16 protein-coding genes are annotated in these 25,345 nt (G+C 70.1%); 7 read left to right on the plus strand and 9 right to left on the minus strand.

The window, feature by feature from the left end; all coding sequences use genetic code 11:
* The first annotated feature begins 36 nt into the window (after positions 1-36).
* Entirely contained in the window at positions 37-948 is a 912-nt protein-coding gene (locus AC1RAA_RS07740; protein ID WP_070061126.1) for a LysR family transcriptional regulator, read from the plus strand.
* Between the two features lie 532 nt (positions 949-1,480).
* Positions 1,481-1,666, plus strand: coding sequence for a hypothetical protein (locus tag AC1RAA_RS07745; RefSeq protein ID WP_492727516.1), 186 nt, complete (start codon positions 1,481-1,483; stop codon positions 1,664-1,666).
* 106 nt (positions 1,667-1,772) lie between these two features.
* Here AC1RAA_RS07745 and AC1RAA_RS07750 read toward each other — a convergent pair whose 3' ends face one another.
* A complete protein-coding gene (locus AC1RAA_RS07750; RefSeq protein WP_062480264.1) occupies positions 1,773-2,951 on the minus strand; it encodes an acetyl-CoA C-acetyltransferase in 1,179 nt (392 codons plus the stop codon).
* 61 nt (positions 2,952-3,012) lie between these two features.
* Entirely contained in the window at positions 3,013-4,785 is a 1,773-nt protein-coding gene (gene phaC, locus AC1RAA_RS07755) for a class I poly(R)-hydroxyalkanoic acid synthase (RefSeq protein ID WP_492727517.1), read from the minus strand.
* Positions 4,786-4,911: 126 nt separating this feature from the next.
* Here phaC and AC1RAA_RS07760 point away from each other — a divergent pair, with 126 nt between their 5' ends.
* A complete protein-coding gene (locus AC1RAA_RS07760) occupies positions 4,912-5,220 on the plus strand; it encodes a hypothetical protein (protein ID WP_095745806.1) in 309 nt (102 codons plus the stop codon).
* On the opposite strand, the gene pgeF is transcribed toward AC1RAA_RS07760, so the two are convergent.
* Genes pgeF through AC1RAA_RS07775 form a run of 3 tightly spaced genes read right to left on the minus strand, consistent with a single transcriptional unit; the run spans position 5,152 to position 7,492 of the window.
* A complete protein-coding gene (gene pgeF / locus AC1RAA_RS07765) occupies positions 5,152-5,907 on the minus strand; it encodes a peptidoglycan editing factor PgeF (RefSeq protein WP_492727518.1) in 756 nt (251 codons plus the stop codon). The two genes, AC1RAA_RS07760 and pgeF, sit on opposite strands and share 69 nt — an antisense overlap.
* 14 nt (positions 5,908-5,921) lie before the next feature.
* Positions 5,922-6,560 (minus strand): maleylacetoacetate isomerase, encoded by a 639-nt coding sequence (maiA, locus tag AC1RAA_RS07770; RefSeq protein ID WP_062480269.1) that lies wholly within the window; start codon positions 6,558-6,560, stop codon positions 5,922-5,924.
* Between the two features lie 23 nt (positions 6,561-6,583).
* Entirely contained in the window at positions 6,584-7,492 is a 909-nt protein-coding gene (locus tag AC1RAA_RS07775; RefSeq protein ID WP_492727519.1) for a tetratricopeptide repeat protein, read from the minus strand.
* A gap of 166 nt (positions 7,493-7,658) precedes the next feature.
* Between AC1RAA_RS07775 and AC1RAA_RS07780 the strand changes: the two genes are divergently transcribed.
* The 4 genes from AC1RAA_RS07780 (at position 7,659) to AC1RAA_RS07795 (ending at position 10,062) form a co-directional block, all read left to right on the plus strand.
* Positions 7,659-8,360 carry a fumarylacetoacetate hydrolase family protein gene (locus AC1RAA_RS07780; protein ID WP_099790369.1) on the plus strand — a complete coding sequence of 234 codons (702 nt, stop codon included), beginning with the start codon at positions 7,659-7,661 and terminating at the stop codon, positions 8,358-8,360.
* A 20-nt stretch (positions 8,361-8,380) separates the two neighbouring features.
* Positions 8,381-8,932 carry an NUDIX hydrolase gene (locus tag AC1RAA_RS07785; protein ID WP_062480276.1) on the plus strand — a complete coding sequence of 184 codons (552 nt, stop codon included), beginning with the start codon at positions 8,381-8,383 and terminating at the stop codon, positions 8,930-8,932.
* Positions 8,933-8,943: 11 nt separating this feature from the next.
* Complete coding sequence (locus AC1RAA_RS07790) at positions 8,944-9,432, plus strand: CreA family protein (protein ID WP_062480278.1); 489 nt, start codon at positions 8,944-8,946, stop codon at positions 9,430-9,432.
* 123 nt (positions 9,433-9,555) lie between these two features.
* Positions 9,556-10,062, plus strand: a complete 507-nt coding sequence (locus tag AC1RAA_RS07795) for a murein hydrolase activator EnvC family protein (protein ID WP_062480281.1) — start codon at positions 9,556-9,558, stop codon at positions 10,060-10,062.
* A 12-nt stretch (positions 10,063-10,074) separates the two neighbouring features.
* Here the strand turns inward: AC1RAA_RS07795 and AC1RAA_RS07800 are convergent, their stop codons facing one another.
* The 4 genes from AC1RAA_RS07800 to AC1RAA_RS07815 all read right to left on the minus strand — a co-directional run bounded on the left by AC1RAA_RS07800 (position 10,075) and on the right by AC1RAA_RS07815 (position 25,309).
* On the minus strand, positions 10,075-11,700 hold the full coding sequence (locus AC1RAA_RS07800) for a phospholipase D family protein (RefSeq protein ID WP_492727520.1): 1,626 nt from the start codon (positions 11,698-11,700) through the stop codon (positions 10,075-10,077).
* Positions 11,701-11,838: 138 nt separating this feature from the next.
* Positions 11,839-12,066, minus strand: coding sequence for a hypothetical protein (locus AC1RAA_RS07805; RefSeq protein WP_070061133.1), 228 nt, complete (start codon positions 12,064-12,066; stop codon positions 11,839-11,841).
* Between the two features lie 60 nt (positions 12,067-12,126).
* Entirely contained in the window at positions 12,127-12,684 is a 558-nt protein-coding gene (locus tag AC1RAA_RS07810) for an RNA polymerase sigma factor (protein ID WP_095745813.1), read from the minus strand.
* Between the two features lie 13 nt (positions 12,685-12,697).
* On the minus strand, positions 12,698-25,309 hold the full coding sequence (locus AC1RAA_RS07815; protein ID WP_492727521.1) for a filamentous hemagglutinin family protein: 12,612 nt from the start codon (positions 25,307-25,309) through the stop codon (positions 12,698-12,700).
* Between the last annotated feature and the right edge of the window lie 36 nt (positions 25,310-25,345).

The raw sequence follows: 25,345 nt of genomic DNA on the forward strand, positions 1-25,345 counted from the left end.
CTTCTGAAATTCCGAAGGCTTGACTACCATCGCCCCATGCTCTTCGACCTCACCGACCTGCGCCTGTTCGTGGCCACGGCCGAACTCGGCAACCTCACGCGGGCGGCCGAGCGCCAGCACCTGTCGCTGGCCGCGGCCAGCGCGCGCATCAAGGCGCTCGAGACCCAGGCCGGCCTGCAACTGCTGCAGCGCGAGGCCCGCGGCGTGCGCCTGCTGCCGCCGGGCGAGGCCTTCCTGCACCACGCCCGGCTGGTGCTGCACCAAGCCGACCAGCTGCGCGCCGACCTGCTCGAGTACGGCGGCGGCCTGCGCGGCCACCTGCGCGTGTTCGCCAACACCACGGCGGTGACCGATTTCCTGCCCGAGATCCTGCCCGGCTTCCTGGCCGCCAACCCGCGCATCAACGTCGACCTTCAGGAAAAACCGAATGCTCAGATCCCGCGCGGCGTGCGCGACGGGCGCGCCGACATCGGCATCGTCGCGGGCCAGATGGACACGCTGGGCCTGGACACCATCCACTTCAGCACCGACCGGCTGGTGCTCGTCACCTCGCGCCAGCACCGCTTTGCGCGGCGCCGCCGCATCTCGTTCGCCGAGACGCTCGACGAAGACGCCATCGGCATGCAGCAGGGCAGCACGCTGCAGGCCTTCCTGGGACAGATCACCGACCACCTGGGCAAGCGCCAGAAGCTGCGCATCCAGCTCGGCAGCTTCGACGCCATGTGCCGGATGATCGGCAGCGGCGTGGGCATCGGCGTGGTGCCGGAGTCGGCCGCGCGGCGCAACCAGGAGAGCATGGGGCTCGCGCTGGTCGAGCTCAGCGACCCGTGGTGCGTGCGCGAGCGCTACCTGCTCGTGCGCGACCGTGCCGCCCTGCCCGTGTACGCCCAGGCGCTGGTCGAGACCTTGTGCAAGCACTACGCCGAGGCGCAGGCCGAAACCGGCTGACGGCCCGATTTCCGGCCAAAAACAGGCACTTGCAGGCAGCTTGTGAGAAACCCGATGTCTTCCCCATTTTCTGTGCACAACTTTGGGGGTAAGTCAGGGGCAGCGTTGTAAAGCGAACGCAAGTCGTTGTTTTATAAGGGGAATAGTTAGTCTGCTTAAAAATTTTGCAGTGCACAAGTCAGGCTGCCGAGGGGCCTGAAAATCGCTCGAAAACAGGAAAGTCAAGCGAAAAAACAGGGGGTTGCCTGTGCTAGGCCGCCCTTTGAAACCAACGACTTGTGGCGGGTTGTGAAGAAGTCCGCTGCAATCCCCACTTTCTGTGGGCAACTTTGGGGGTAACTCGGGTGGAGCTTTGTAAAACGAATGCAAGTTGTTGTTTTACAAAGGGATTCCACACATTGCTCAATTTTTGAGCGGTGAACAAGAGCGTCAGCCAGTCGGGTGGCCCTCGCCCAAATGAATCCAAAGGTTCTCAGAACGCCGAATCGGGTCGATGCGAGGCGCGAAAGAGGGCCGCTACAGTCGCCCTGACATGCTCGAAGCCCTCAGCTCCCCCTGGTCCTGCATCGGCGCCATCGCCGGGCTGCTGATCGCCCTGGGGGTTCATTGGCTGGCACCGGCGGACATCGACACGGTGCACGCCGGCGCGTGGCTGGTGGGCATCGGCTGGCTCGCGGGCCTGGCCTGGGACCTCGTGGCTTCGGACCGGTCGAAGTAGTCCGCAGGAAGTCTCTCGAATAGCGGGCACAAAAAAGGGAGGGGAGGCAGCGGCCCTTGCGAGCCCCTGCCTCCCCTCCCCGTACCGGTTCACCCGGTGACCAGGCTCAGCGCTCGATCGTCAGCGCCACGCCCATGCCGCCGCCGATGCACAGCGAGGCGATGCCCTTCTTGGCGTTCTGGCGCTGCATTTCGTGCAGCAGCGTCACCAGGATGCGGCAGCCCGACGCGCCGATGGGGTGGCCGATGGCGATGGCGCCGCCGTTCACGTTCACCTTGTTCACGTCCCAGCCCATTTCGCGGTTCACGGCGCAGGCCTGTGCGGCGAAGGCTTCGTTGATCTCGAGCAGGTCGAGGTCGGCGGCCTTCCAGCCGGCGCGCTGCAGCGCCTTCTGCGACGCCGGCACGGGGCCCATGCCCATGATGGTCGGGTCCAAGCCGGCGGTGGCGTAGCTGGCGATGCGGCCCAGCGGCTTCAGGCCCAGGGCCGCGGCCTTCTTGGCCGTCATGACCATCACGGCGGCGGCGCCGTCGTTCAGGCCCGAGGCATTGCCCGCGGTCACGCCGCCGGCCTTGTCGAAGGCGGGGCGCAGGCCGGCCAGCACTTCGGCGTTGGTCTTGCGGTTGATGAACTCGTCCTGGTTGAAGACGATGGGGTCGCCCTTCTTCTGCGGAATGCTCACGCCGACGATTTCGTCCTTGAACTTGCCGGCGTCCTGCGCGGCGGCGGCCTTGGTCTGGCTGGCCAGGGCCAGTTCGTCCTGCGAGGCGCGGTCGATGTTGTACTTCTTGGCCACGTTCTCGGCCGTGATGCCCATGTGGTACTGGTTGTACACGTCCCACAGGCCGTCGACGATCATGGTGTCGACCAGCTTCCAGTCGCCCATGCGCTGGCCGTTGCGCGAGTTGGGCAGCACGTGCGGCGCCATGCTCATGTTTTCCTGGCCGCCGGCAATGACGATTTCGGAGTCACCCGTGGCCACGGCCTGCGCCGCCAGCATCACGGCCTTCAGGCCCGAGCCGCACACGGCGTTGATGGTGAGCGCCGGCGTTTCCTTGGTGCCGCCGCCCTTGAGCCAGGCCTGGCGCGCGGGGTTCTGGCCGGCGCCGGCCGCGAGCACCTGGCCCATGATGGCCTCGCCCACCTGGTCGGCCGTGAGGTTGGCGCGCGCGATCACTTCCTTGATCACGAGGGCGCCCAGCTCGGTGGCGGGAATGCCGGCGAGCGAGCCGCCGAACTTGCCGACCGCCGTACGCGCAGCCGAAACGATGACGATGTCTTCCATGAGGTTCTCTCCGTTGAGGTGATTTGAAATCGGTTGCGATCTTGCGGGAGCTGGCGCCCGTTCAGGCCTTGGCCTTCACGTAGCGTCCCGGCGCCGGTTCGATGGCCTTGTAGGCCTTGCCGTTGCCGTAGCCCTTGGGCGCGGGGATCTGCTTGCCCGCGTGGCCCTTGAGCCATTGTGCCCAGTCGGTCCACCAGCTGCCCGGCTGCTCCTGCGCGCCGGCCAGCCATTCGGGCTGGGTCTTGGGAAACTTGCCGTCCTCGCGCAGCCAGTGGCTGCGCTTGTTCTTGGCGGGCGGATTGATCACGCCGGCGATGTGGCCCGAGGCGCCCATCACGAAGCGCTTCTTGCCCGTGAGCAACTGCGTGGAGGTGTAGGCGCCGCCGATGGGCACGATGTGATCTTCACGCGAGCCGTAGATGTAGGCCGGAATGTCGATCTTGCCCAGATCGACCTTCTCGCCGCACACGGTGAGCGCGCCGGGCTTGGCCAGCTTGTTCTCGTGGTACGTGTTGCGCAGGTACCAGGCGTAGAACGGGCCCGGCAGGTTGGTCGCGTCGCTGTTCCAGTACAGCAGGTCGAAGGCCGGCGGCGTCTCGCCCTTGAGGTAGTTGCCGACCACGTAGTTCCACACCAGGTCGTTCGGGCGCAGGAAGCTGAAGGTCGAGGCCAGGTCGCCGCCGGGCAGCAGGCCGCCCTTGCCCAGCTGCATCTCGCGGTACTGCACCATCGGCTCGTCCACGAAGATGTCCAGGATGCCGGTGTCGCTGAAGTCGAGGAAGGTGGTCAGCAGCGTGACCGACGCGGCCGGTTTCTCGCCGCGCGCCGCGAGCACGGCCAGCGCGGTGCTCAGGATGGTGCCGCCCACGCAGAAGCCCAGCGTGTTGATCTGCTTGCTGCCGCTGATCTCCTGCACGGTGTGGATGGCCTTGATGGCGGCGTTCTCGATGTAGTCGTCCCAGGTGGCCTGGGCCAGCGACTCGTCGGGGTTGCGCCAGCTCACCACGAACACGCGGTGGCCCTGCTCGTTCGCATAGCGGATGAGCGAGTTGTCGGGCTGCAGGTCGAGGATGTAGAACTTGTTGATGCACGGCGGCACCAGCAGGAACGGCCGTTCGTACACCTTGGCGGTGAGCGGCTTGTATTCGAGCAGCTGGAAATAGTCGTTCTCGAACACCACGGCGCCTTCGGTGGTGGCCACGTTGCGCCCCACTTCGAAGGCGCTCTCGTCGGTCATGCTGACGTGGCCCTGCTTCATGTCGTGCAGCAGGTTCTGGATGCCCTTGGCGATGCTCTCGCCCTGCGTGTCGATGGCCTTTTTCTGCGCCTCGGCGTTGAAGGCGAGCGAGTTGCTGGGCGAGGCCGCGGCCATCCACTGCTCGACCGCGAAGCGCAGGCGCGCCTTGGTCTTGTCGTCGGCGTCGATGGCCTCGGCCATGCGCATCATGGTGCGGCCGTTGAGCAGGTACACGGCGGCCGAGAAAGCGGCCATCGGGTTGCTGCCCCAGGCCTCGGCGGCAAAGCGCTTGTCGCCCTCGGGCCGGGCACCGAAGCCGCGGCGCCACAGGTCGGTGGCGTCGCTCAGGTACTGCTGCTGGATCGACTGGAGCTGCTCGGGATCGATGGAGAACTTGGGCAGCTCGGGCATGGCGGCTGCGCCCGGGAATTGCGCCATTTGTGGCAATTGCCATAGCGGCGTGCCGCCGACGTCGAAAGCGGCGGTGCCTCCTGGGCCCCCAGCTTTCTGGAAAGCCTCCATGGCCTGGGTCCAGCCCTGCGTGAGGGCTTTTTGAAAGGGCGCGAACGCATCGGCCCCCGTGTCTTGTTGCTTCATCATGTCTCCTGGCCGTGGCCTGGGTCGATACGAACGGATGGCTTGCGTGTTTTGAGTATGCTGCATTCGCAAGGCACTCACAACGCCGCGCTTTCACTAATCCCTTGAAACAAAACGTCTGCGCCTGTGTTCATCCATTTGATCGTGATCGGCTGGCTCTATGTGGCCGTGATGATGGCGGTGGCCGAGGCCACCAACACCACGGGCACGGTGCTGGGCGCCATCTTCACATTTCTTCTTTACGGCCTCGCGCCGGTGGCGCTGGTGATCTACCTGATGGCCACGCCGGCGCGCCGGCGGGCGATCAAGGAACGCGAGGCGCAGGCCCAGGAGGCCGCGCGCCGCGCCGCCGCGGAGGCTGCGGCTTCAGACCTTCCAGACCAGCGCGGCGAAGCGCCCGCTGACGCCGTCGCGCCGGTGCGAAAAGAACCGTGACGGCTGCGCGACGGTGCACCACGCATCGCCGCTGTCGTTGCCGTGAAGCGACGCGACACCCGCCGCACGCAGCCGCTGACGCGCCAGCGCAGGCAGGTCGGCCAGCCACTTGCCTTCGGCCGCCGCGGGCGTGAAGCACGACGTCGCCTCGGGCGACTGCGCCTCGAAGGCGGCCTTGACCTCCGCCCCCACCTCGAAGGCCTTCGGGCCGATGCAGGGGCCGAGCCAGGCCATGAGGCGCGGCGCGCCACCGTCGTGTTGCGCGAAGGCGCGCACGGTCTGCTCGAGCACGCCACCGGCGAGCCCGCGCCAGCCCGCATGCGCGGCGGCCACGCGATGGCCGCGTTCGTCGGTGAAGAGCACGGGCAGGCAGTCGGCCACCATGACCGTGCAGGCGCGCGCGGAGGTCGCGGCCGTGCAGGCATCGGCGACGGTGCCGTCGGGCATGGCCTCGTCGAGCGACACGAGCCCCGTGCCATGCACCTGCTGCAGGAACACCGGCCGCGTGCCAATAGATTGCTGCAGTCGCCGGCGGTTCTCGGCGACGTGCGCGGCGTCGTCGGCCACGTGGTCGCCGAGGTTCAGGCTCTCATAGCGCCCGGTCGACACCCCGCCGTCGCGCGTGGTGCACAGCGCGCGCACGTTCGGCGGCGCGGGCCACTCGGGCACCAGCCATTGCGGATTCATCGCGACGCGCCGGCTCAGGGTTCCGCGTCGGGCGACTGCGAGGGCTGCGCGCGCTGGAAGGCGTCGAGCTTCATGCAGGCATCGAAGGCGGCCATGGTGCGCGGCAGGCCGCTGAAGTCGCAGTCGAAGCGGCGGCCATTGAAGATCTGCGGCACGAGGCAGCAGTCGGCAATGGTGGGCGTGTCGCCCCAGCAGTAGGTGCCGCCCGGGTGCTGCGCGAGCTGGCGCTCGAACGACAGCAGGCCGTCGCGCACCCAGTGGCGGTACCAGGTGTTCTTGGCTTCGTCGTCGACCTTCAGTTCCTTCACGAGGTACTTGAGCACGCGCAGGTTGTTCAGCGGATGGATCTCGCAGGCGATCGACTGCGCCAGCGCGCGCACATGGGCGCGGCCCACCGGGTCGCTGGGCAGCAGCGCCGGCTCGGGGTGCGTTTCGTCCAGGTACTCGATGATGGCCATCGACTGCGAGAAGCGCTCGCCCTCGTCCTCGAGCAGCGGCACGAGCATGTCGGCCGAAATCGCCGAGTACGGGCCGGTGCGGTGTTCGCCGCGCGCGATGTGCACGGGCACGTAGTCGTAGTCCAGGCCCTTGAGGTTCAGGGCGATGCGCACGCGGAACGAGGCGGAGGAGCGAAAATAGTTATGCAGCTTCATGATTTCTCGAGGATAGCGCCCTCTCAGGAGCGTGGTGTGGCCGGGAGCGCACAGCGAAAGTCGCGCAGCCGGGCTTCGGGGTGTTCTTGCTGCCACGTGTCGAGCAGGCCGCGCGCCGCGGCTTCTTCGCGTGCGGCGATGCCCAGGTGCCACGGCCCTTCGGCCGCGGGCGGTTCGCCGGGGGCATGGTTGTGCTGGTCGTCGGGCCGGCCTTCGGAGCAGGCCTTGCACAGCACCTGCATGCTCGACGTCCAGTTCTCGGCGCTGAGGCCCGCTTCCTCGAAGCGACGCACCAGCGCATCGATCGCTTCGGCCTGCACCTCTTCGACGAAGACTTCGTAGGTCGCGTGGTCCGACGGTGCGATCAGCGCGAGCGCGTCGAACACTGGCACCTCGCGCTCGCCGCGGCGGCGGTAGCCGTTGGCGGCGCCGTCGTGCAGCACCAGGTCGCCGTAGCGGTGGCCGCTGGCGGGCGTCGGCACGTTGCGCAGGATGGCGCGCGCCGGGTCGATGCGGTCGGCCCAGACCACCTCGCTGGCCTCGTCGCCGTGCACGCGGATGGGCGTGAGGCCGACGAAATAGTCGACCGGCCCTTCACCGTCCGGGATGCCGATGCCGTACTGGCGCCATGCGCGCCGCGCCGTGGGCCAGTCGCCCAGCGCGGTGGCCGCGATGCCCAGGTTCCACAGCGCGCCTTCGTTGCCCGGCTCGCACTGCACGGCGCGGGCGTTGGCCTGCAACGACGCGGCCCAGTCGCCGCGGTACTTGTGGATGAGCCCGGCGTTGTACCAGGGCGCCGACCAGTACGGATGGATGGCGCTGGCCTGCGCATAGGCGGCCAGGGCGCCGTCCTGGTCGCCGGCCTCGTCGCGTTCGCGGCCGAGTTCGTTGAAGGCGGTGGCCTTGCCGGCTTTGCCGAGTCGGATGGGCATGGTGGAGCGAGGGAGAGAAGAGGTCGGAAAAGGGGTCGGGGAAACGCGCAGAAGCGCCTATTGTGGGCCGCCGCAAAATCCCGAGTCCGGCGTGCCGGCAAGCCCGTGCCGCCTCTGGCACACTGCCGGTCTCCCCTCCCGCTTCGCTGAAAAAGGACACCTTCCCATGGCTTCCGAGTTTGTTTTTGCCCCGCCGGCCACCGTTTCCGTGCCGGTCGTCGGTCAGCCCGCCCGCTTTCCGGTGCATCGCATCTACTGCGTGGGCCGCAACTACGAAGATCACGCCAAGGAAATGGGGTTCACCGGCCGCGAGCCGCCCTTCTTCTTCATGAAGCCGGCCGACGCGCTGGTGACGGTCGATGCGGGCCAGACCGGCAGCATGGCCTACCCCACGCTCACGAAGAACCTGCACCACGAGATCGAGCTCGTGGTGGCCATCGGCACCGGCGGCAAGAACATCAAGGCCGCCGACGCCCACAAGCACATCTATGGCTACGCCGTCGGCCTGGACATGACGCGCCGCGACCTGCAGAACGACATGAAGAAGCAGGGCCGCCCCTGGGACATCGGCAAGAGCTTCGAGCAGAGCGCGCCCATCGGCCCGATCGTGCCCGTGGCGCAGGCCGGCAACGCCGAGCAGGCCGAGATCTCGCTGCAGGTGAACGGCGAAGACCGCCAGCGCAGCACCGTGAGCAAGCTGATCTGGAACGTGGCCGAGACCATCGAGCACCTGTCGGCGGCCTGGGAGCTGCAGCCCGGCGACCTGATCTTCACGGGCACGCCCGAAGGCGTCGCGGCCGTGGTGGCCGGCGACACGCTGGTGGGCCAGGTCGCAGGCCTGCCCGCGCTGACCGTCAAGATCGTCTGACGCCCGCGCGGTCCCGCTTCATGCTCCTTCGCGTACCCATCAAGCATTGCAAGAACTGCGGCACGGCGGTGGTCTACCGCGTGCCGGACGACGGCGACACCAAGCAGCGCGCGGTGTGCCCGGCCTGCCACACGATCCATTACGAGAACCCGCTGAACGTGGTGGGCACCATCCCCGTGCTGGGCGACAAGGTGCTGCTGTGCAAGCGCAACATCGAGCCGCGCTGGGGCAAGTGGACGCTGCCCGCGGGCTTCATGGAGCTCGAGGAAACCACCGCCGAGGGCGCGGCCCGTGAGACCGACGAGGAGGCCGGCGCGAACTTCGAGATCGAGGGCCTGTTCGCCGTGATCAGCGTGGTGCGCGTGGGCCAGGTCCACATGTTCTACCGCGCCCGCCTGCTCGACGACCGCTTCGACCCGGGCCACGAGACGATCGAGGCGCGCCTGTTCACCGAGGACGAGATTCCCTGGGACGAGATCGCCTTTCGCACCGTGCGCCAGGCGCTCGAACATTACTTCGAAGACCGCAAGCGCGGCAGCTTCGACCGCGTCCACGAACTCAGCATCGTTTGAAAAATCTCCCCATGCTCAAGACCCTGCGCGCCACCCTCCTCTGTGGCGCCAGCCTCGGCTTCGCCCTCGCGGCTTCTGCGGCCAAGGCCGACACGGTCGGCGAGGTCGACACCGCCTTCAAGCTCATCGGCCCCGACCACAAGATCGTGGTCGAGGCCTACGACGACCCCAAGGTCAGCGGTGTCACCTGCTATGTCTCGCGCGCCAGGACCGGCGGCATCGCCGGTGCCTTCGGCGTGGCCGAGGACAAGGCCGAAGCCTCCATCGCCTGCCGCCAGGTCGGCCCGGTGAGCATCACGCAGCCGCTGCCCAAGCGCGAAGAGGTCTACAGCGAACGCCTGTCGGTGCTCTTCAAGCGCCTGCGCGTGGTGCGCATGGTCGATCCCAAGCGCAACACGCTGGTCTACCTGACCTACTCCGACCTGCTCATCGACGGCTCGCCCAAGAACAGCGTGACGGCCGTGCCGGTCGATCGCGGCACGCCGATTCCGCTCAAGTGAACGGCCGCTGAAGGGCTGCTGAACGGCTCGGCGATGCGAGTTTGCTAGCATCGTCCGAGCGGCCGACACCGAGATGTCGGCCTTCGACGGAACCCTCCGCAACGAATCCGTTCCAACAGCGTCATGCACCTTCAGACTTTTGTTTTCCGAACCGCCGCCACGCTGCTCGTGGCTGGGGGCATTGCCGCCTGCACCACGCCCGGCCCCACGCCGCCGCAGCAGCCCGTTCCAGGCGCCACGCCGCCGCCACCGCGCCAGGCGCTCTTCATCCGCCCCGCCGCCGGCACCACTGTGGGCCGCTTCGACGGCGTGCGCAACAAGGGCCTGGACATCGCGGGCAACCTGGGCGACCCCATCGTGGCCTCGGCCGACGGCCGCGTGGTGTACGTGGGCGGCGAGCTGCGCTCCTACGGCAACATGGTCATCGTGAAACACAACGAAACCTTCCTCACGGCCTACGCCCACGCGAAGACCATCCTCGTGAAGGAAGGCGCCGTGGTGCGCCAGGGCCAGAAGATCGCCGAAATGGGCAACAGCGAATCCGACCGCGTGAAGCTGCATTTCGAGATCCGCAAGAACGGCACCGCCGTCGATCCCGAGCCGTACCTCAACGGTCGTTTGCAGCAGTAAACGTAAAAGCCGTTACAGCAGGCTTTCGGGCACCAGGGGCGCCAGCAGCTCCAGCCGCCAGCGGGCCCAGAAATGGGTCTCGGGCTCGGTGTGCAGGATGGTGTCCGCCCCGTCGCCCGACGCCGGGTTCACCCACTCGATGCCGCCGCGCGGCCCCAGCTGCAGCTGGTAGGCACCGTCCAGCCGCATGAAACCGATCAGGCTGGTCAGCTGCTGCGCGATCTGCGGGCTGAAGATAAAGAGGCCGATCTCGGTGTTGTGCAGCGCCGAGCGCGGGTCGAAGTTCATCGACCCGACGAACACCACCTGCCCGTCGATCACGGCCGACTTGCCGTGCAGCCGCCCGCTGGCCGAGCCATAGATGCCGAAGCGCTTCGTCTGCTCCACGCGCTTGGGGCTCAGCTCGTACAGCTCCACGCCCAGCCGCAGCATCTGCGCGCGATAGCGCCGGTAGCCGATGTGCACCAGCGACTCGTCGGTGGCCGCCAGCGAGTTGGTGACGATGGTGTAGCCCACGCCGTTGCCGCGCACGATCTGCATCGTCTCCATGCCGCCCCGCCCGGGGATCAGGTACGGCGTGGTCAACAGCACCCCGTGCTGCGCGCCGCGCAGGTAGCGCTGCACGTTGTAGAGCACGCTGTCGGCGGCCTGGTCGGCCGGCAACCCGCGCCCTTCGTCGGTGGGCGCCAGCGCCTTGGCGGGCGCGTCGGCATACGCCTCGGCGCGGGCCCAGCTCAGCGCGAGCTTGCCGGCGTTGAGGTCCTTGGCCAGCGGGTTGTGGCCCAGCAGGTCGGTCGATTCGGGCTCTTCGGGGTGCAGCGTCTCGGGCCCCGTGGTGAGCCGGTCGAAGCGCTCGCGCAGCGCCTGCGCCGACGCGTTGCCGCGCGGCACCAGCGACTCGATGGGATAGACGTATTGGCTGTTCCAGTACATGTCGAACAGCGACGACAGCCGGGGCACCACCGCGCCGGCCACCAGCGTGTCGATGTCGATGAAGTTGGAGCCGCCGTCGCGCAAAAAATACTCGTTGGCGATGTTGCGCCCGCCCATGACCGCCATCGTGTTGTCAACCACGAACAGCTTGTTGTGCATGCGCCGGTGCACGCGGTCGAAGTCCAGGATCGACCACGCCCAGCGCGTGCCGAAGCGCGAACGCCCGGCCGGGAACGGGTTGAACAGGCGCACCTCGACGTTCGGGTGCGAGGCAAAGCTGGTGAACAGCGGGTCGGCGCCCGCGGTGTACAGGTCGTCCACCAGGAGGCGCACGCGCACGCCGCGGTCGGCCGCGTCGCGCAGCGTGCGCAGCAGGTAGCGGCCGGTCTCGTCGTTCTGCACGAGGTAGTACTGCACGTCGATGGAGCGCTGCGCGCGGCGCGCCAGCTCGATGCGCGCGTGCAGCGAGAACTGCGGCATCGGCAGCAGGCGGAAGCCGCTGAGCGGCTCGCCCGGCGGCGCGGCGGCGCGCACGAGGCGGCCCAGCGCGGTGTCCGCGCCGTCGGTGATGGCACTCGAGGGCTTGCGCACCACCTCGGTCGGCAGGCCGGCGCAACCGGCGAGCACGAGCATCGCCAGGCTGCACAGCAGCCAGGCGAACCACCGGGCGCGCGGCACGTCAGCCCGGGGGGACAGGTTGCGCATGAACGACAGAAAAGAGGGAGGGCAAGGGCACGGGAGCGAAGGAGAAAAAACGCCGCTGCCGCGCGGCGCGGTGCACGACCGCGCCCACGGGTGGCGGTTTCTACCACGCGCGGCGCGAGCGCGCAGCCAATGCCTTCGTCAGTGCGCGCGCTCGGACCATTGCCGCACGAAGTGCTCCGCGCGCACGTTCGCGCGCGCCACGGCCGAGTCCCACGACAGCTGCTGGGTGATGACCAGCGCGCAGCGCGGAATGCCGTCCAGGCTCAACGCCGCGATGCCGGCGTAGGTGCCCTTCGGGGTGCGCGTGAGTTCGAACCATCCCGTCCAGCCACCTGGCACGTGAAGGTCGAGTCGGGCGGAGTCCATGATGAATTCATCATAGGCCTTTAGTTTTCATTTGCAAACATTGCATACAAAAGCAACGGCTCAGGCATGCATGTCCGAGCGGCGACCGGTCGGCAGGCGCTGCAGCGCCTGGCGCAGCGTGGAATCCACCCGCCGCAGCGACAGCCCGTGCCGCACCGCCACCTCGTGCCGCGTCAGCTCGTGCACGCGCAAGGCAACAAAGATGTCCTGGTGGCGGTGCGGCAGCCCCTGCATCGCGCGCTCGACCGCCTTCAGGTCGGAGCGCGCCTCGGCGATCAGCTCGGGCCCCGGTGCGTGATCGGCCACCTGGGCCAGCGTGTCGTCCGCCTCGCCGGTGTACTGCCAGGGACGCTCGGCGCGCAGGCGGTCCATGGCGGCATTGCAAGCCACGCGGAAGATGTAGGCCACGGGGTTGTGCAAGGCATCCGTGAAGGCGGCCTCGGCCAGACGCAGCCAGGCGTCGTGCAGGCTTTCGGTGGCGGCGTCGGCACACCCCAGGTGCAGCGACAGCCGCCGGTGCAGCTGCGCGTAGTGCGCCACCAGGAGTTGCTGGACGTCCGGCGGCGCAGGGGCGGTCCCCGCGGCATCGCCGCGGGGCAGCAGGCAGGCGTGCGACATGGTGCGTCGCCGCCTAGCGGCCGCGCGGCAGGCCGCGCCGTTCGGGCTCGTTCAGGCGCGTCAGCTGCGCGTCGGTGAGCGCACCGTGCCCCACCATCTGGACGAAGCCCGACGGGTCGTAGCTCGCCTGCTCCGCCGGCCTGCGCCGCACCTCGGGGGCCTCGGGCGCGCCGGACGCGGGCTCGTTGCCGAAGCCCAGCACGCGCACCGAGAACACCGACGGCAGGCTCTGGCGCGCCGCCGCGCGCTCGCGCTGCATCACGTCCTGCGCCGCCGCCGTGGCCTGCGAGGCCGCGGCGCTGGCGTTGGTCAGGGCACCGACATTCACCGACGCCACCACCGGCAGCCCCGTGCTCTTGCCCTGCACCGCCATGTTGTCGGCATTCACGATCTGCAGCGCCGCCAGGTTCACGTTGCCCGACACGCGGATGCCCGCCTCGCCCGCGTCGATGGTGCCCAGCGGCGCGATCAGGTCGATGTCGCCGGCCGGCACCTCGGGAATCGGGTTCAGCGTGGCAATGCCCGCGCCCGTGCTCGGCACGTCCGACGACAGCACCACGTTGCCCCAACGGTCGTACACGCGCTTGGGCGGCGTGTAGACCACGGTGGTCTTCGAGCCCCGGCCCGCGTTGATGTCGCCTTCGGCCGACCAGCCCAGCACGCTGCCGCCGAAGGTGGTCATGATCCGGCTCTGGCCCAGCAGGATGCTGCCCAGCGCGTACAGAGAAATGTCGCCCGCGCCCTGCGTGATGACACCCGGAATCAGCGTGCCCACCGCCTTGGGCGCCGCGCCCTCGATGCCGAACACCTGGCGTCCGCCTGGCGTGAGCAGCGCGATGTCGCCGCCGAACAGCGTGTTGATGCCGGCCGCGCCGAACATCGTGATGTCGCCCCTGTAGCTGGTTCCCGGGAACAGCGACGCGATGGCGTTGCGCCCGCGCAGGTAGCTGCCGTAGCGCACGCCGGCCTCGTCGTTGTATTCGCGGCCGCCCTCCTTCAGCTCGGCGAAGTACACGCCGCGCAGGTAGCTGCGCTGCTGCTCCGGCGGCAGGGCGTTGAAGAAGGCCAGCGCCTCCTGTGCACCGCCCTTGCCGCTGTAGCCCTGCGAGGCTTCGAGCCAGTTCACCAGGTACAGCTGGCTCGCCTGCCGGTAGTCGTTGGCGAGCACGCGGCGCGGCGTGCCGGTGTCCGCGTCGAGACGGGCTTGCCGCTGCGCCATCCAGGCCGCCGCGCCGTTGTCGTCGCCGCTGTAGCCATGCTCGGCGCGCAGCCAGTCACCCAGCGTGAGCTGGCGGTTGTAGTTCTTCACCACCTTGCCGGCCTGGTCGGCCAGCGGCTGGGCGCTCTGCATCAGGTGGGCCGGGTCGAGGTAACGCTGCGCGAAGCCCGCGTAGTCGGGCCCGTGGGCGCCCACGCCGGCCAACATCGCGATGCCCGCACCGGGCCGGCTGTCGCCCGGCACCACCGCGCCGAGGCTGCTGACCGAGGCCTTGTTCTCCATGCGGATGTCGCGCCCGGCCGTGATCTCCAGCGTGCCGGGGCCGGCCACGTTGAAGGCGCTGAACAGGATGTCGCGGCCCGCCGAGACCACCGAGATGTCGCCCGGCCTTGCATGCGCGAACAGGTTGCCGCTGCTCTCGAAGTAGGTCTGCGCCACGCCGCTCGAAGCCTCGGTCTGCCCGACGGGCGTGCCGCTCGCGACGATGTCGCGCCCGGCCCGCATCCACACCGGTTGCGCGCCCTCGTACCAGGTCTGGCCGGCACGCGTCGCATCGTCAGGCCCGAAGCGCAGGATGCGCCCGCTGCTCACGCCGACCAGGTCGCCGTGCACGGCGTAGAACCGCGCCGGCTGCGTGCCCACCGCTTCACCCGACACAGTGTTGGGGCCGAAGGCGAACAGCGGACGCACGCCGCCGCCGGCCAGGTTGTTGCCACCCGACAGGTTGCCTAGCACCGTGCCGTCGCTGGCGGTGCCCTGGAACGCCGGACGCCGCGGCGTCGCCAGCGCAGAGGCCGCCGCGCCCGACTGGCTCACGGTGTTGCCTCCCGCATAGATCGAGCCGCTGGCCAGGAACTCCAGCATGCCGTGGGCCGAGGGCGCCAGCACCAGCGGCGTGCCCGTGCCGGTGTTGTCGAAGGTCGCCGCATCGCCATAGAACAGGCTGCCACTGGCGGCCACCGCACTCAGGATCGAGGGGTACACGAAGGCCGAGTCGGTCACGGGCACGCCCGCGCCACCCGTCACCGGCACCAGGTTGCCGCCTGCGCCGAAGAGGCGGATGGCCGTGTGCGGTGTCCACAGGGTGAACCAGCTCTGGCCCTGTCCTGCCAGGCCGTTGGCGCTGAACGGCGTGGCATTGGCGAGGTCGACGCGCGTCGGATCGATCACGCCCTTGACCACCAGGTCGCCACGCGTGGCGAGCGTGTAGTTCGCATCGCCCGGGGCCAACACGATGCCGCCTTGCGCCATGCCGCGGGTTGCCGTGTAGAGGTCGTAGGCGCGGGTCTCGCGGGGCGACTGCGCCCGCTCGGAGAGCCCATAGACCCGGGGCAGGCTGCCGAGGGTGCCGGCCTGCAGCTGCACGTCGCCCCGGAGGTTGACGATCGCCCCGTTGAGCCCGGCGTCGGAGTCGCCACCGGCACCCTCGACGTAGGGCGTGTGGAGCGGATTGAAGGCGCCTCCCACGCGCACGAGCACGTCGCCACCGCCCGTCAGGCTCAGGCTGCCGTCGGCCAGCACACGGCCGGTGCCGCCCACCGCCAGCACCAGGCCCTGGCTGCGCCGGCTGTCGGTGGACGAATCTGTCTTGGCGCCGCGCCGTCCCTGCAGGCCCGCGTTGCCGCCCACGTCCACGCGCAGGTCGCCGCCGCCCAGCGTGCCGAAGCCGGTGAAGCCGAGCAACTTGTCGGCCGCCCCGGTCGTGCCGACATACGAGCCGAAGTTGATCCACCACGCCGTGGGCTGGTCCTGCGCGCCGCCGAAGCTGTCGCCCGTGCCCTGGCGCCACAGCCAGTTGCCGATGGCGCCGCTGTTGAAGCCCTTGTCGGCCGGATTCGGCCGCCCCAAGCCGCTTCCCCCGGAGATCAGCATCATGTCGCCGGTCAGGTCGCCGCCGGCCTGGAGCGTCAGGTTGCCGCCGGAGGCCGGGTACCAGGCGCGTGCCAGGCTCTGCGCGCCGCCATCGACGAACTTCTCGTAGCCACCGCTCGCGTCGTTGAGCACCGTGCCCTTGGCGCCCACCGCGCGCGGCAGGTTGTAGGGGTCGCCGGCCCGCGTGGCCTGCGACGAGGCGCCGGCGGTGTACACGCCGAACAGCGAATCCATGCGCAGGTTGCCGGCGGCCAGCAGGTCGAGATCGGCCGCGCCGGTGCGCACCACGCTGAAGCGCGTGCTGCCCGGCAGGTAGCTGTACTCCGGGGCGGCGATGACGCAATAGCTGGGAAGGTCCACGCAAAGCTCCGGGTACTGGATGTCCGCGAAATCGATGGGCTTGCCAGCCATGCTCTCGTCGCCCACGAAGTTGATGGACCCTTCCACGCTCCACACCGCGCCGCCGGGCTTCAGCTTGCCGAACATGCCGTAGTGGCTGTCCGCCAGCCGCAGGTCGCCCCGGCCCGCCGCCGGATGCACCTGCACGATGCGGTTGTCCGCCGCGCTCAGGTCCGCACCCGCGGCCAGCCGCACCGACCATGACTGCGAACCTTCGGGCAGCATCGCCGCCGCGGCCCACAGCCTGCCGGCGCCGTCCGGGCGCAGGTTCACCGAAGTCACCCCGCCGGGCAGCTTGATGTTGGTCGCGGCCGGGAGCAGCGCGCCCAGCGGCAGCGTGAGGGCGCCGTTGAGCACGAACTTCTTGCCGTTGCCGGGCAGCGGCACGCCCTTGGGCCACACCACGCCCGACAGCGTGGCCGCCGACGGCAGGCGCATGCCGGCCCCCAGGCGCGTGCCCACCGGCAGCGTCACGTCGGCGCCGCTCACGATGCTGCCCGCTGCGAACAGCAGCGTGCCCGAGGCGTCGCGCACGTCGGCGCTCAGCACCGTGCCCACCTTCAGTTCGAGCGCCTGGGCCAGCACGCTGGCCACCGGCATCACCTGCCCGGCCCCGAAGGCCGTCGACTTGATCGGCAGGTCGTAGTTGAGGGTGCCGGCGCCCCCCTCGAAGGTCGTGCCGTCGGCCAGCACCACGCCGCCGCGCGGCAGCACGGTGTCGCCGCGCAGCAGGTTGACGCCCGGCAGCAGCAGCCAGCCGCCGTCGTCCGGCGTGGCGGGCGGCGGCGCAAAGCCGTCGTTGAGGCTGCCGAAGATGTCGAGGTTGCCGCCCGCGCGAAGGGCCAGCGTGCCGACCTCGCCCGAGCCGTACACGCCGGTCTTTGGTGTGTGCGGGTTGGCGCTCGCATAGCGGTAGCCCGACAGGTCGATGTCGCCCTGCACCACCATGTCGCCGTCGGGCGTCTTGCTGACGATCTGCACGCCGGGGCGCAGGTGGAAGGCATCGGCATAGCGCGCGTTGTTCAGGCCTGCGAGCTTGCCGTTCATCAGCGCGCTGTTGGCCAGCGCGTTGTCGATGAAGACGGTGCTCTGCAGGTGCTTGGCGTCGAGGTACGCCTGGTCGATGACCTGGTAGGGCCGGCCGGTGGCCGCGGCGTCGGTGCCGAAGCGTGCATCGTCGTAGCGCCACATGCCGTTCACGGCGATGGAGCGCGCGCCCTCGATGGCGAGAGTGCCGCTGGCGTCGATGCGGATGTCACCCACGGTCTCGCCGGTGCGGCCCGCGTTGAGCTCCAGCGTGCCGCGCGCCCTGCCATCGTTCTGGCCCGGTTCACCGCCCACCTTGGCGTCGGTGCCGTGGCGCAGGTCGATGCGCGAACCCGAGGCCAGCGTGAGCTGCCCGTCGTTCGACGTGAGCTCGACCATCGCGCGGTTCGGCGAATCGATGATCTGGCCGTGGCTGTCCACGCGCAGCGTGCGGCCGTGCGCATCGAGCACCGCGCTGCCGGCCAGCGTGAGGTTGTGCTTCGCGGCCAGGCTGATGCGGCCCACGCGCTCGCCGCTCGCATCGATGGTGCCGGTGACGGTGAGGCTGCCGTTGTCGAGCGACACGTTCACCTCGCCGGCCTTCAGGCCGTCGCCGATGACGAGGTCGCCCTGGCGCAGCTGGAAGCTGCGCGCGCCGAACACGCCGCCATCGTTCAGTCGCTGGTTGAGCGCCGCGAACTCGGCATCGCCGAGCTGCCGCGCGCGCACGTCCATGCTGCCCGCCGCGAACGGCACCCGCGTGCCGCCCGCGTCGTAGTGGCCGCTGCTCGCGCCGAGGATGCGGCCCTGCAGATCGACGGCGCCGGCCGCATCGTCGAGCGCCATCGCCTTCAGCGTGCCCGCACGGTTGTTCTGCGCCGAGATGTCGATCACCGAGCCGGCCGCCTGCCGCAGGTTGCCGTGCAGGCTTTCGAGCACCACGTCGCCGCCGGCGCTGTACTTGCTCACGTCGTTGAACACCACCTTGCGGCCCGACAGGTCGAGCAGCGCGCGGTCGGTCAGCGTGAGGTCGCGTTCGGCGCTCAGCGTGAGCTTGCCGCTGGGCAGCGCCACGGCGGTGTCGAGCGTCAGGTCGTGTCCGCGCAGGCTCAGCTCGGCGCCCAATGCGGCATCGCCGGTGGCCGCCGCCGGCGCGCCCGCGGGTGCGGCCACGCGCAGCGTGCCGCCCGCCGTGATGCGGTTCACCGAGCCCGCCTCGCCCGTCAGCAGCGGCGCCACGATGCGCAGGTTGCCGCCGCTGTACGCGTAGCCCTTGCCCGCTTCGTACGCGCCCTGCGACTGGTAGACCGAGAGACTGCCCTTGTGGTTGGCGCTCACGCGCTCGGAGGCCTTGAGGTTCACGTCGGCAAAGCCCAGCACCAGGCGACCCGCGTCTTCCAGGCCGCTCGGCTGGCTGTGGGGGCCGTAGCCGAACTCGATGTGCTCGGCCTCGATGTTCAGCGTGCCGCTGCCTGTGCCCGCGCCACCACGCACCACGGCCGACGGCGCCGTGGTCGCGCCCTGCCACACCAGGCGGCCGGTGCGGATGGTGGCCACGTCGTCCGCGCCACCCTGCCCATAGATGGCAGGCGTGGCCAGCACCAGTTGCGCCATCGTCGCCTTGCCGGTGGCGGGGTCGATGGTGTCCAGCGCCGCGGTGCCGAAGAAGTTGACGCCGCCGCTGGCGCTCAACTCCAGTGTTTCGAGCGCGGGCGCGCCGTACTGCCGGTCGCCGCGCAGCAGGCGGTCGAGCAGGGCCTGGCTCATGGCCAGTCCAGGCGGCAGCGTGTGGTTCTGCGCGGCGGCGGCCAGCGCGGCGCTGTCGCCCACGTTGATGCCGCGCACCGCCAGCGTGAGGTGGCGCGTGCCGTAGCGCACCGCCTCGTTCATCTCGAAGCGGTCGGGTGTCACCATGGCGATGGTCCCTTCGGAATACAGCTCGGTCTGCCCGCTGCACGACGCGCTGGCACACACGCCGATCTGCAGGCTGCGGTTGTCCGACGTGGCCTGGGTCTGCGGCACCGGCAGCGTGCTCACCCGGCCGTTGGAGACCATCAGCATCTGGCCGGTCGCGGCGTAGACGAAGCCGTCGCCTGCGTCGTAGGCGGCCTTGCCACGGCCCAGGGTGTGGATGCGCGCGCCCTGCTCGACCACCACGCCGAGCGGCGTGCCCTCGGTCGCGCCCACCGCGGCCAGGAACACCTCGGGTGCGGACAGCACCGCCCCCTGGCGCAGCACCACGCTCTGCCCACCGTCGCCGGTCTGGATGACGTTGCCGCTCTGCCCATAGTCGGCGCCCTGCAACCCGCCGATGACCAGGCGCGACGCGCCCATGCCACTGAGCGCGCCCGCATCGAGCGTGACGCCCTGGAAGCCCGCCGTCGCCGGCGCGCCGGCCGCGACGATCTCGAGACCGAGCTGCTCCTCGCTGCTCGTGGCCACCACGGAACCGCCCCGCCCGCCCTCGCCCACCTGGAAGCGCGCCGTGCCGTCGAAGCGCAAGGCCTCGGCGCCCGCACCGGGCGCGAGCTTCAGGTGCAGGTTGCGCGCGTCCGCCGGCAGCATGGCGCGCGGCACGCCCACGCGCAACGCGTCGGCGCGCACGAAGTCGCCGTAGCCCATCTCGTTGTATTGCGAGTAGCTGCGCAGCACCTCGCCCGAAGTCACGATCGCCTGACGGAACAGCGTGTCGCCGATGCCGGTGCGGCCCACGCCCAGCTGCGCAGCCGTGAGCCACGAGCCGTTGCGCATCGCCAGCGTGCCGGTGGGCGCGCCCAGGCCGGCCGCGCCGTTCAGCTCCACGCGGAAGGCGCCCTGCTGCAGCGCATAGGTCGAGGGCATCAGCGTGTAGGTGCCTGCAGGCAGGCCCGGCACGCCGGCGCCGATAGTGATGTGCTGGCCGACCAGAGGATCGACCGCGCCCTTCTCTGCACCCGTGGGCGCCACCGCCGGCTGCACGCCGGGCACGATGGCATACACCGGGTTCGTCGCGAGCCCCGGCAGCGTGAAGCCGCCGCGGGCGCCGACCTGCATCAGCGGGCTGAAGCGCGCGTCGGTCGAACCGCCGCGTCCGCTCACGAAGCCCGCGCCCCTGAGGTTGCCGCCGCCCGACAGGTCGAGCGTGGCGCCTTCCTGGCCTTGCACGCTGGCCCCCATGAACGTGAGGCCGATCGTCTGGTTGCGCTTGTAGGTGTCGCCCGCGCCCACGCCGGTGAGCTTGACCTGCTTGCCGTCGTACAGGTAGTTGATGCCGTCGACCGTGCCGCCATAGGGCATGTCCAGCCCCTCGCCGCTCACCGACGTGAGGCTGCCGGGCAGCAGCCTGACCTGCGTGGTGAGCGCATCGCCGAGCGTCAGCTGCCCGAGCGGCACCCGCACCACGCCGCCCTGCTCGATGACGCCGGCGCGCAGCGACAGGTCACCGAAGGCCGAGTACGGCACCTGCGGGGTCGCGCCCGTGCCCTCGATGCGCAGCACCGTGTCGGGCCGGTAGGTGCCGTCCGGCGCCAGGCCCGCGGACACCAGCGCCACCACGCCCGTGGCCGGGTAGATCTGCGCGGCGCGCAAGGTCAGGCTGCCGGGCACGACCAGGCTCGTGGAAACGCCGACGTCCTGCCGGCCTTGCAGAAAGCGCAGGTCGCCGCTGCTGGCCAGCGTGACATGGCCGAAGGCGGCCAGGTCGACCGTGGGCGCTTCGCTCGCGCTGTCGAGCATCGGGACCTTGCCGTTGACGCCGAAGCCCATGCCGTCGCGGATGTCGATCAGGTCGCCCGCCACATCGAGGCGGGTGCCGGACGGCACGCGCACCACACCGCCTTCGGCGACGGGTGCCCTCAGGACTTCGCGCGAGAACGACGGCATCGCGCCGGCCAGCCGCACGTGCGCAGCCGACAGCGCCACATGCGCATCGTCGGGCGCGTTCGTGCCGAGCGCGAGGCCGCCCGCGTAGATCTGCAGGCCCTGCCGCATGCGCAGGTCGACGCCGTCTTCGAAGGCGAGCGTGGAGCCGGCAAACAGCGAGAGGGTGTCGAAGCCGCCGCGCCGGACCGTGTCGGTGCCCAGTCGGCCCTGGCCGTAGGCGAGCGCGCCGTCGTCGACGCCGGCCTGCAGGGTGTCGGGCGCGAGCGGTGCGCCTTGTTCCACACCCAGCACCAGCACGCGGTGCCGGCGCACGCGGTCTTCCGCCTGCTGCAGCGGGTCCAGGTGCAGACGCAGACCGGGCGTGCCGAGCACCACGGCCAGCGTGCCGCCGGCCGCGCGCTCGCCGCCCGCGACGGCGCGCAGGGTGCCGTCCAGCTGCAGCCCGTTGTACGACGCGAGCGAAATGCTGCCGCCGTTGCTGGCGACGTCGGTGGCGCCCATGCCGGGCACGTCGAGCACCGCATGCGTGCCGGAGGCATCGAGCAGCGCGCCCGGGCGCACGACGACGAAGTTCTGCGACGCGGTGGCCTTGCTCCCCACCGCATCGATCTCGCCGCCGACCACGATGCTGCCGCCGTCGCGCACCAGGCCGTAGCGCTTGCCGGTGGTGTCGGTGGCGGTGGCCGCATGTGCCGACGCATCGAGCACCGCCTGCCCGCCGATCCAGATCGAGCGGGCATGGGCCTTTGCATTGGCAATGTCCGATTCGAGGTCGGTGATGTCCACCGTCTTCAGCACGATGCGCCCGCCGTTCGCGCGCAGCGTGCCGTCCACCGTGAGCTGGCCGGCGCTGCGCACCTCGATGGCCTGGCCCGGGTCGACGTGGATGGCCGCGCCCTTGCCCACCACGGCCTGCACCGTCGGCAGCTCCTTGGCGAGCGTGGTCGTCGTGCCGGCCTGCAGCGACAGGCTCGCGCCCTTGCGCTGCGTGAGCACGGCCTTGGTGGCGTCTTCCTGGTAGAGCGGCGGCGTCCACACCTCGAGCGCGTCGGCCGGACGGCTGCCGGTGGCGATGTCCTGCGCGTGGGCGCCGAAGCGGTACACCGGCATCGTCACGTCGATCTTCGCACCGTCGGCCACGGTGAGGCCGTGGTTGCCGATGAGCGCATAGCGGCTGAAGCCCTTGTCGAAGAAACCGGCGTCGAGCATCAGCGTGTCGGCCTGCGCCGCGCCCGAGGTGTCGCCGATGGCGACGCGCATCGTCTGCACGGTCAGCGTGCCGCCGCCGTCCACGCCGTGGCCGCGCAGCACCGCGCCGTCGAGCGCGACGTGGCCGCTGCCCGTGTTGAAGCCGTCCGCCTCGAGCGTGACGCTGCCGCCCTTGCCGCCTTGCGGCTTGGCCTTCGACAACAGCGCCGCGCCGGACGAGACGTCGATGGCGCTGCCGGTGCCCAGCACCACGTCGCCGGTGCTGCGCACGGACACGCTGCCGCCGTTGCGGTAGGCCACGCCGCCCGCGTCGGCCGGGTTCGTCAGCAGATGGGTCCACAGGCCGCGGGTGTCGAGCGTCGCACCGCCCGCGAGCACCACCGAGGTCGTGCCGCCGTCGGGCGCGGTGAGGGTGCTCGTGTCCTTCAGGTAGTTGAGGCTGACCTGTTCGAGCACGTTGCCCAGCTGCATGCCGCCGCCGCGCGCGACGAGGTCGGCGTTGACCTTCACGTTCGGGCTGTACAACGCGAGGTGGCCGCCGTCGCCGACCTGCAGCGCCTTGTCGACCGCGATGCTGTCGGTGGCCGCGATGCGCACCGCGCCCAGTCGGAAGCCGCTGAGCTGCGCCGCATCGAGCACCAGCGTGCCGCGGCGCTCGGCGGGCAACACCGTCGAGAGGTCGAGCCCCGCCGCAATGCCTTCGGCCGTGTCGCCGAACACCACGTTCTTGATGCCCGCAGCATCGAGCCGCCGGTGGAGCGCACCGCCCGCCTTGTCGTAGTACGCGTCGTAGCGGCCCACGACGAGCTGCCCGCGCTGCGCCACCGCGCCGGCCGACTGCTGGTAGCCGTCGAGCCCGGCCTGCCGCGCCTGTGTCTGCCGCTCGCCCTGGAAGGTCTCGCCGACGATCTCGCCTTCGAGCACCGCGGCCTGCGTGCCGACGATCAGCAGGCCGGCGTCGCGGCCCACGGTGTAGCCGCTTTCCAGCCGCGTCTGCGGGCCGATCAGCGGGTTGTAGAAGAAGCCCGTCGTCTTCTTGCCCCAGCGCGCGTGTTCGTCTTCGAAGCCCTTGTAGACGCCCGTGTAGCGCAGGTCGCCCGGCGCCTTCGACACTTCGTACAGCCGCCCGTCCGCGCCCTTGAGCCAGCTCTGGTTGAGCTTGCCCGTGAGCACGTCGAGCGTGCCGCCCGAGATGTTGATGCTCGCGCCGCGCTGCGTGACCAGCTCGCCGCCGCTGAAGCCCACCACGCCGCCCTGCGCCATCCACTCGCCCACGCCGTGCGCCTGCGTGCCGAGGTAGCCGCCCACCTCGAGCAGGCCGCCGCCGGTGTACCAGCGTTCGCCCTGGTAGCCGCCGGTGCCGCCGGGCACGAAGACCAGCGAGCGCCGGTCGATCCACAGGTCGTTGTTGTTGAGGTTCTTGCTGTCGCGGTTGAGCGGCGCATCGCGCTGCTCGTTGCCCTGCACGTTGATCTTGATGTTGTTGGATTCCATCGCGAGCTTCACGCCCACCGCGCCCGACACGTCGATGCGCGCGCCCTCGCGCACGAGGCTGCGCTGCTTCGCGTCGACCACCACCTGGCCGCCAGTGGCCAGCGTGAGCGAGCCGGCCTGGAACTCGACCGTGCCGCCGCTGGCGACTTCGACGCGCGACAGGTCGCGGCGGTCGTTGCCCGCCAGCACGATGCTGCCGGTGCCCAGCTGGACCGCCGGCGCCATGAGCCCGGCGCGCTGGCTGTCGAGCGCGGTCGCGCCGCCGGTGTCGAGCACGATGGCGGTGGTGCTGCCTTCGCCGAACCGGACCTGGCCCGTGGCGCCGGTCGCGTTCAGATGCACCGTGCCGCGTGTGTTGACCGAGGTACTGGAAAGGACGACGCCGCCCTGCACCACTTCGCGCCCGGCCAGCGTGACGTCGCCGGTGGTCGCCTGGATCAGCCCGGTGTTGCGCACCGTGCCCGCCGGGCTGTTCGTGTCCAGCGTGACCGCGACTTCGTTGCCGCGCGTGGTCGAGCCCAGGTTGCCGTCGGTGCCCACGCCCTTGCGGATGGTGAAGTGGTCGCCCGCCGCCAGCATCGTCTGCCCGCCGGGCGTGGCGATCTCGCCGGCGTTGTGCACCTCGGCGCCCAGCAGCAGCACATAGCCGCCGCCCTGCGTGGCCGAAGCGGGTGCGGGCGTGGAAAGCCTGGCACCGGCCTGCACCTCGACGCGGCCTTGCGCGTTTTTGAAGTTGGGCGCGCTGCCGTTGGCGTACACGCCGTGGGCCTGGAACTGCGCGTCGTCGATCTGCGCCGCTGCGGCCACGAGGTTGCGTGTGTCGACCTGGCTGCTGCCGCTGAACACGATGCCGTTGCGGTTGGCGACCATCACCGTGCCGTCGGCCTTGATCTGCCCCTGGATCTGCGAAGGCCGCGCCAGCGGGTCGTTCACCTTGTTGAGCACCGCCCAGTCCTTGCGCTGCGCGAAGGCCACGGTGGTGTTGCGCCCGACGTTGAAGGTCTCCCAGTTCAGGATCGCCTTGTCGGCCGTCTGCTCGACCGTGACGACCGTGCGGCCGTCGACCTGCCGCTGCGAATCACCGGTCAGCGCGCGCGCATTCGACCAGCCGGCGGTCAACGCATTCGTATCGACCTTCAGGCCGCCTTCGGCCAGGCCGTCGGGCACCGAGGGGTCGTTCTGCGCGGCGCGCCGCGCGGCCGCCTGTGCCGCCTGCTGCGCCGCGATGCCGCGTGCCGCCAGGTTCAGGTTGCCGATCGACTGCTGCAGCTGCTCGCTGGCGCGCTGCTGCTGCGCGAGCGGGCTCGTGAGGTTCGCCGCCGGCAGCCCGTTGGGCATCAGGCCGGTGGCCGTGGCCGTGGCCTGCGCCGCGCCCTTGGCGTTGAACCAGGTCGGGCTGAAGGCGCGCTGCGCATGCGCCGGTGCGGCGGCCGCGCCGGCGGCCAGCGCCAGCGCCATGGCCTGTGCCAGCGGCGAAATCCGGAAGCTCCTCGCCTGCACGGCAGCGCCCTGGCGGCGGCTGCGGTGTCCCTCGTGTGTGTTCATCTGACGCCCAGTAAAGAATGAAATGCACCGGCACGG

Source organism: Variovorax sp. GW823-FHT04F07, assembly GCF_058795995.1.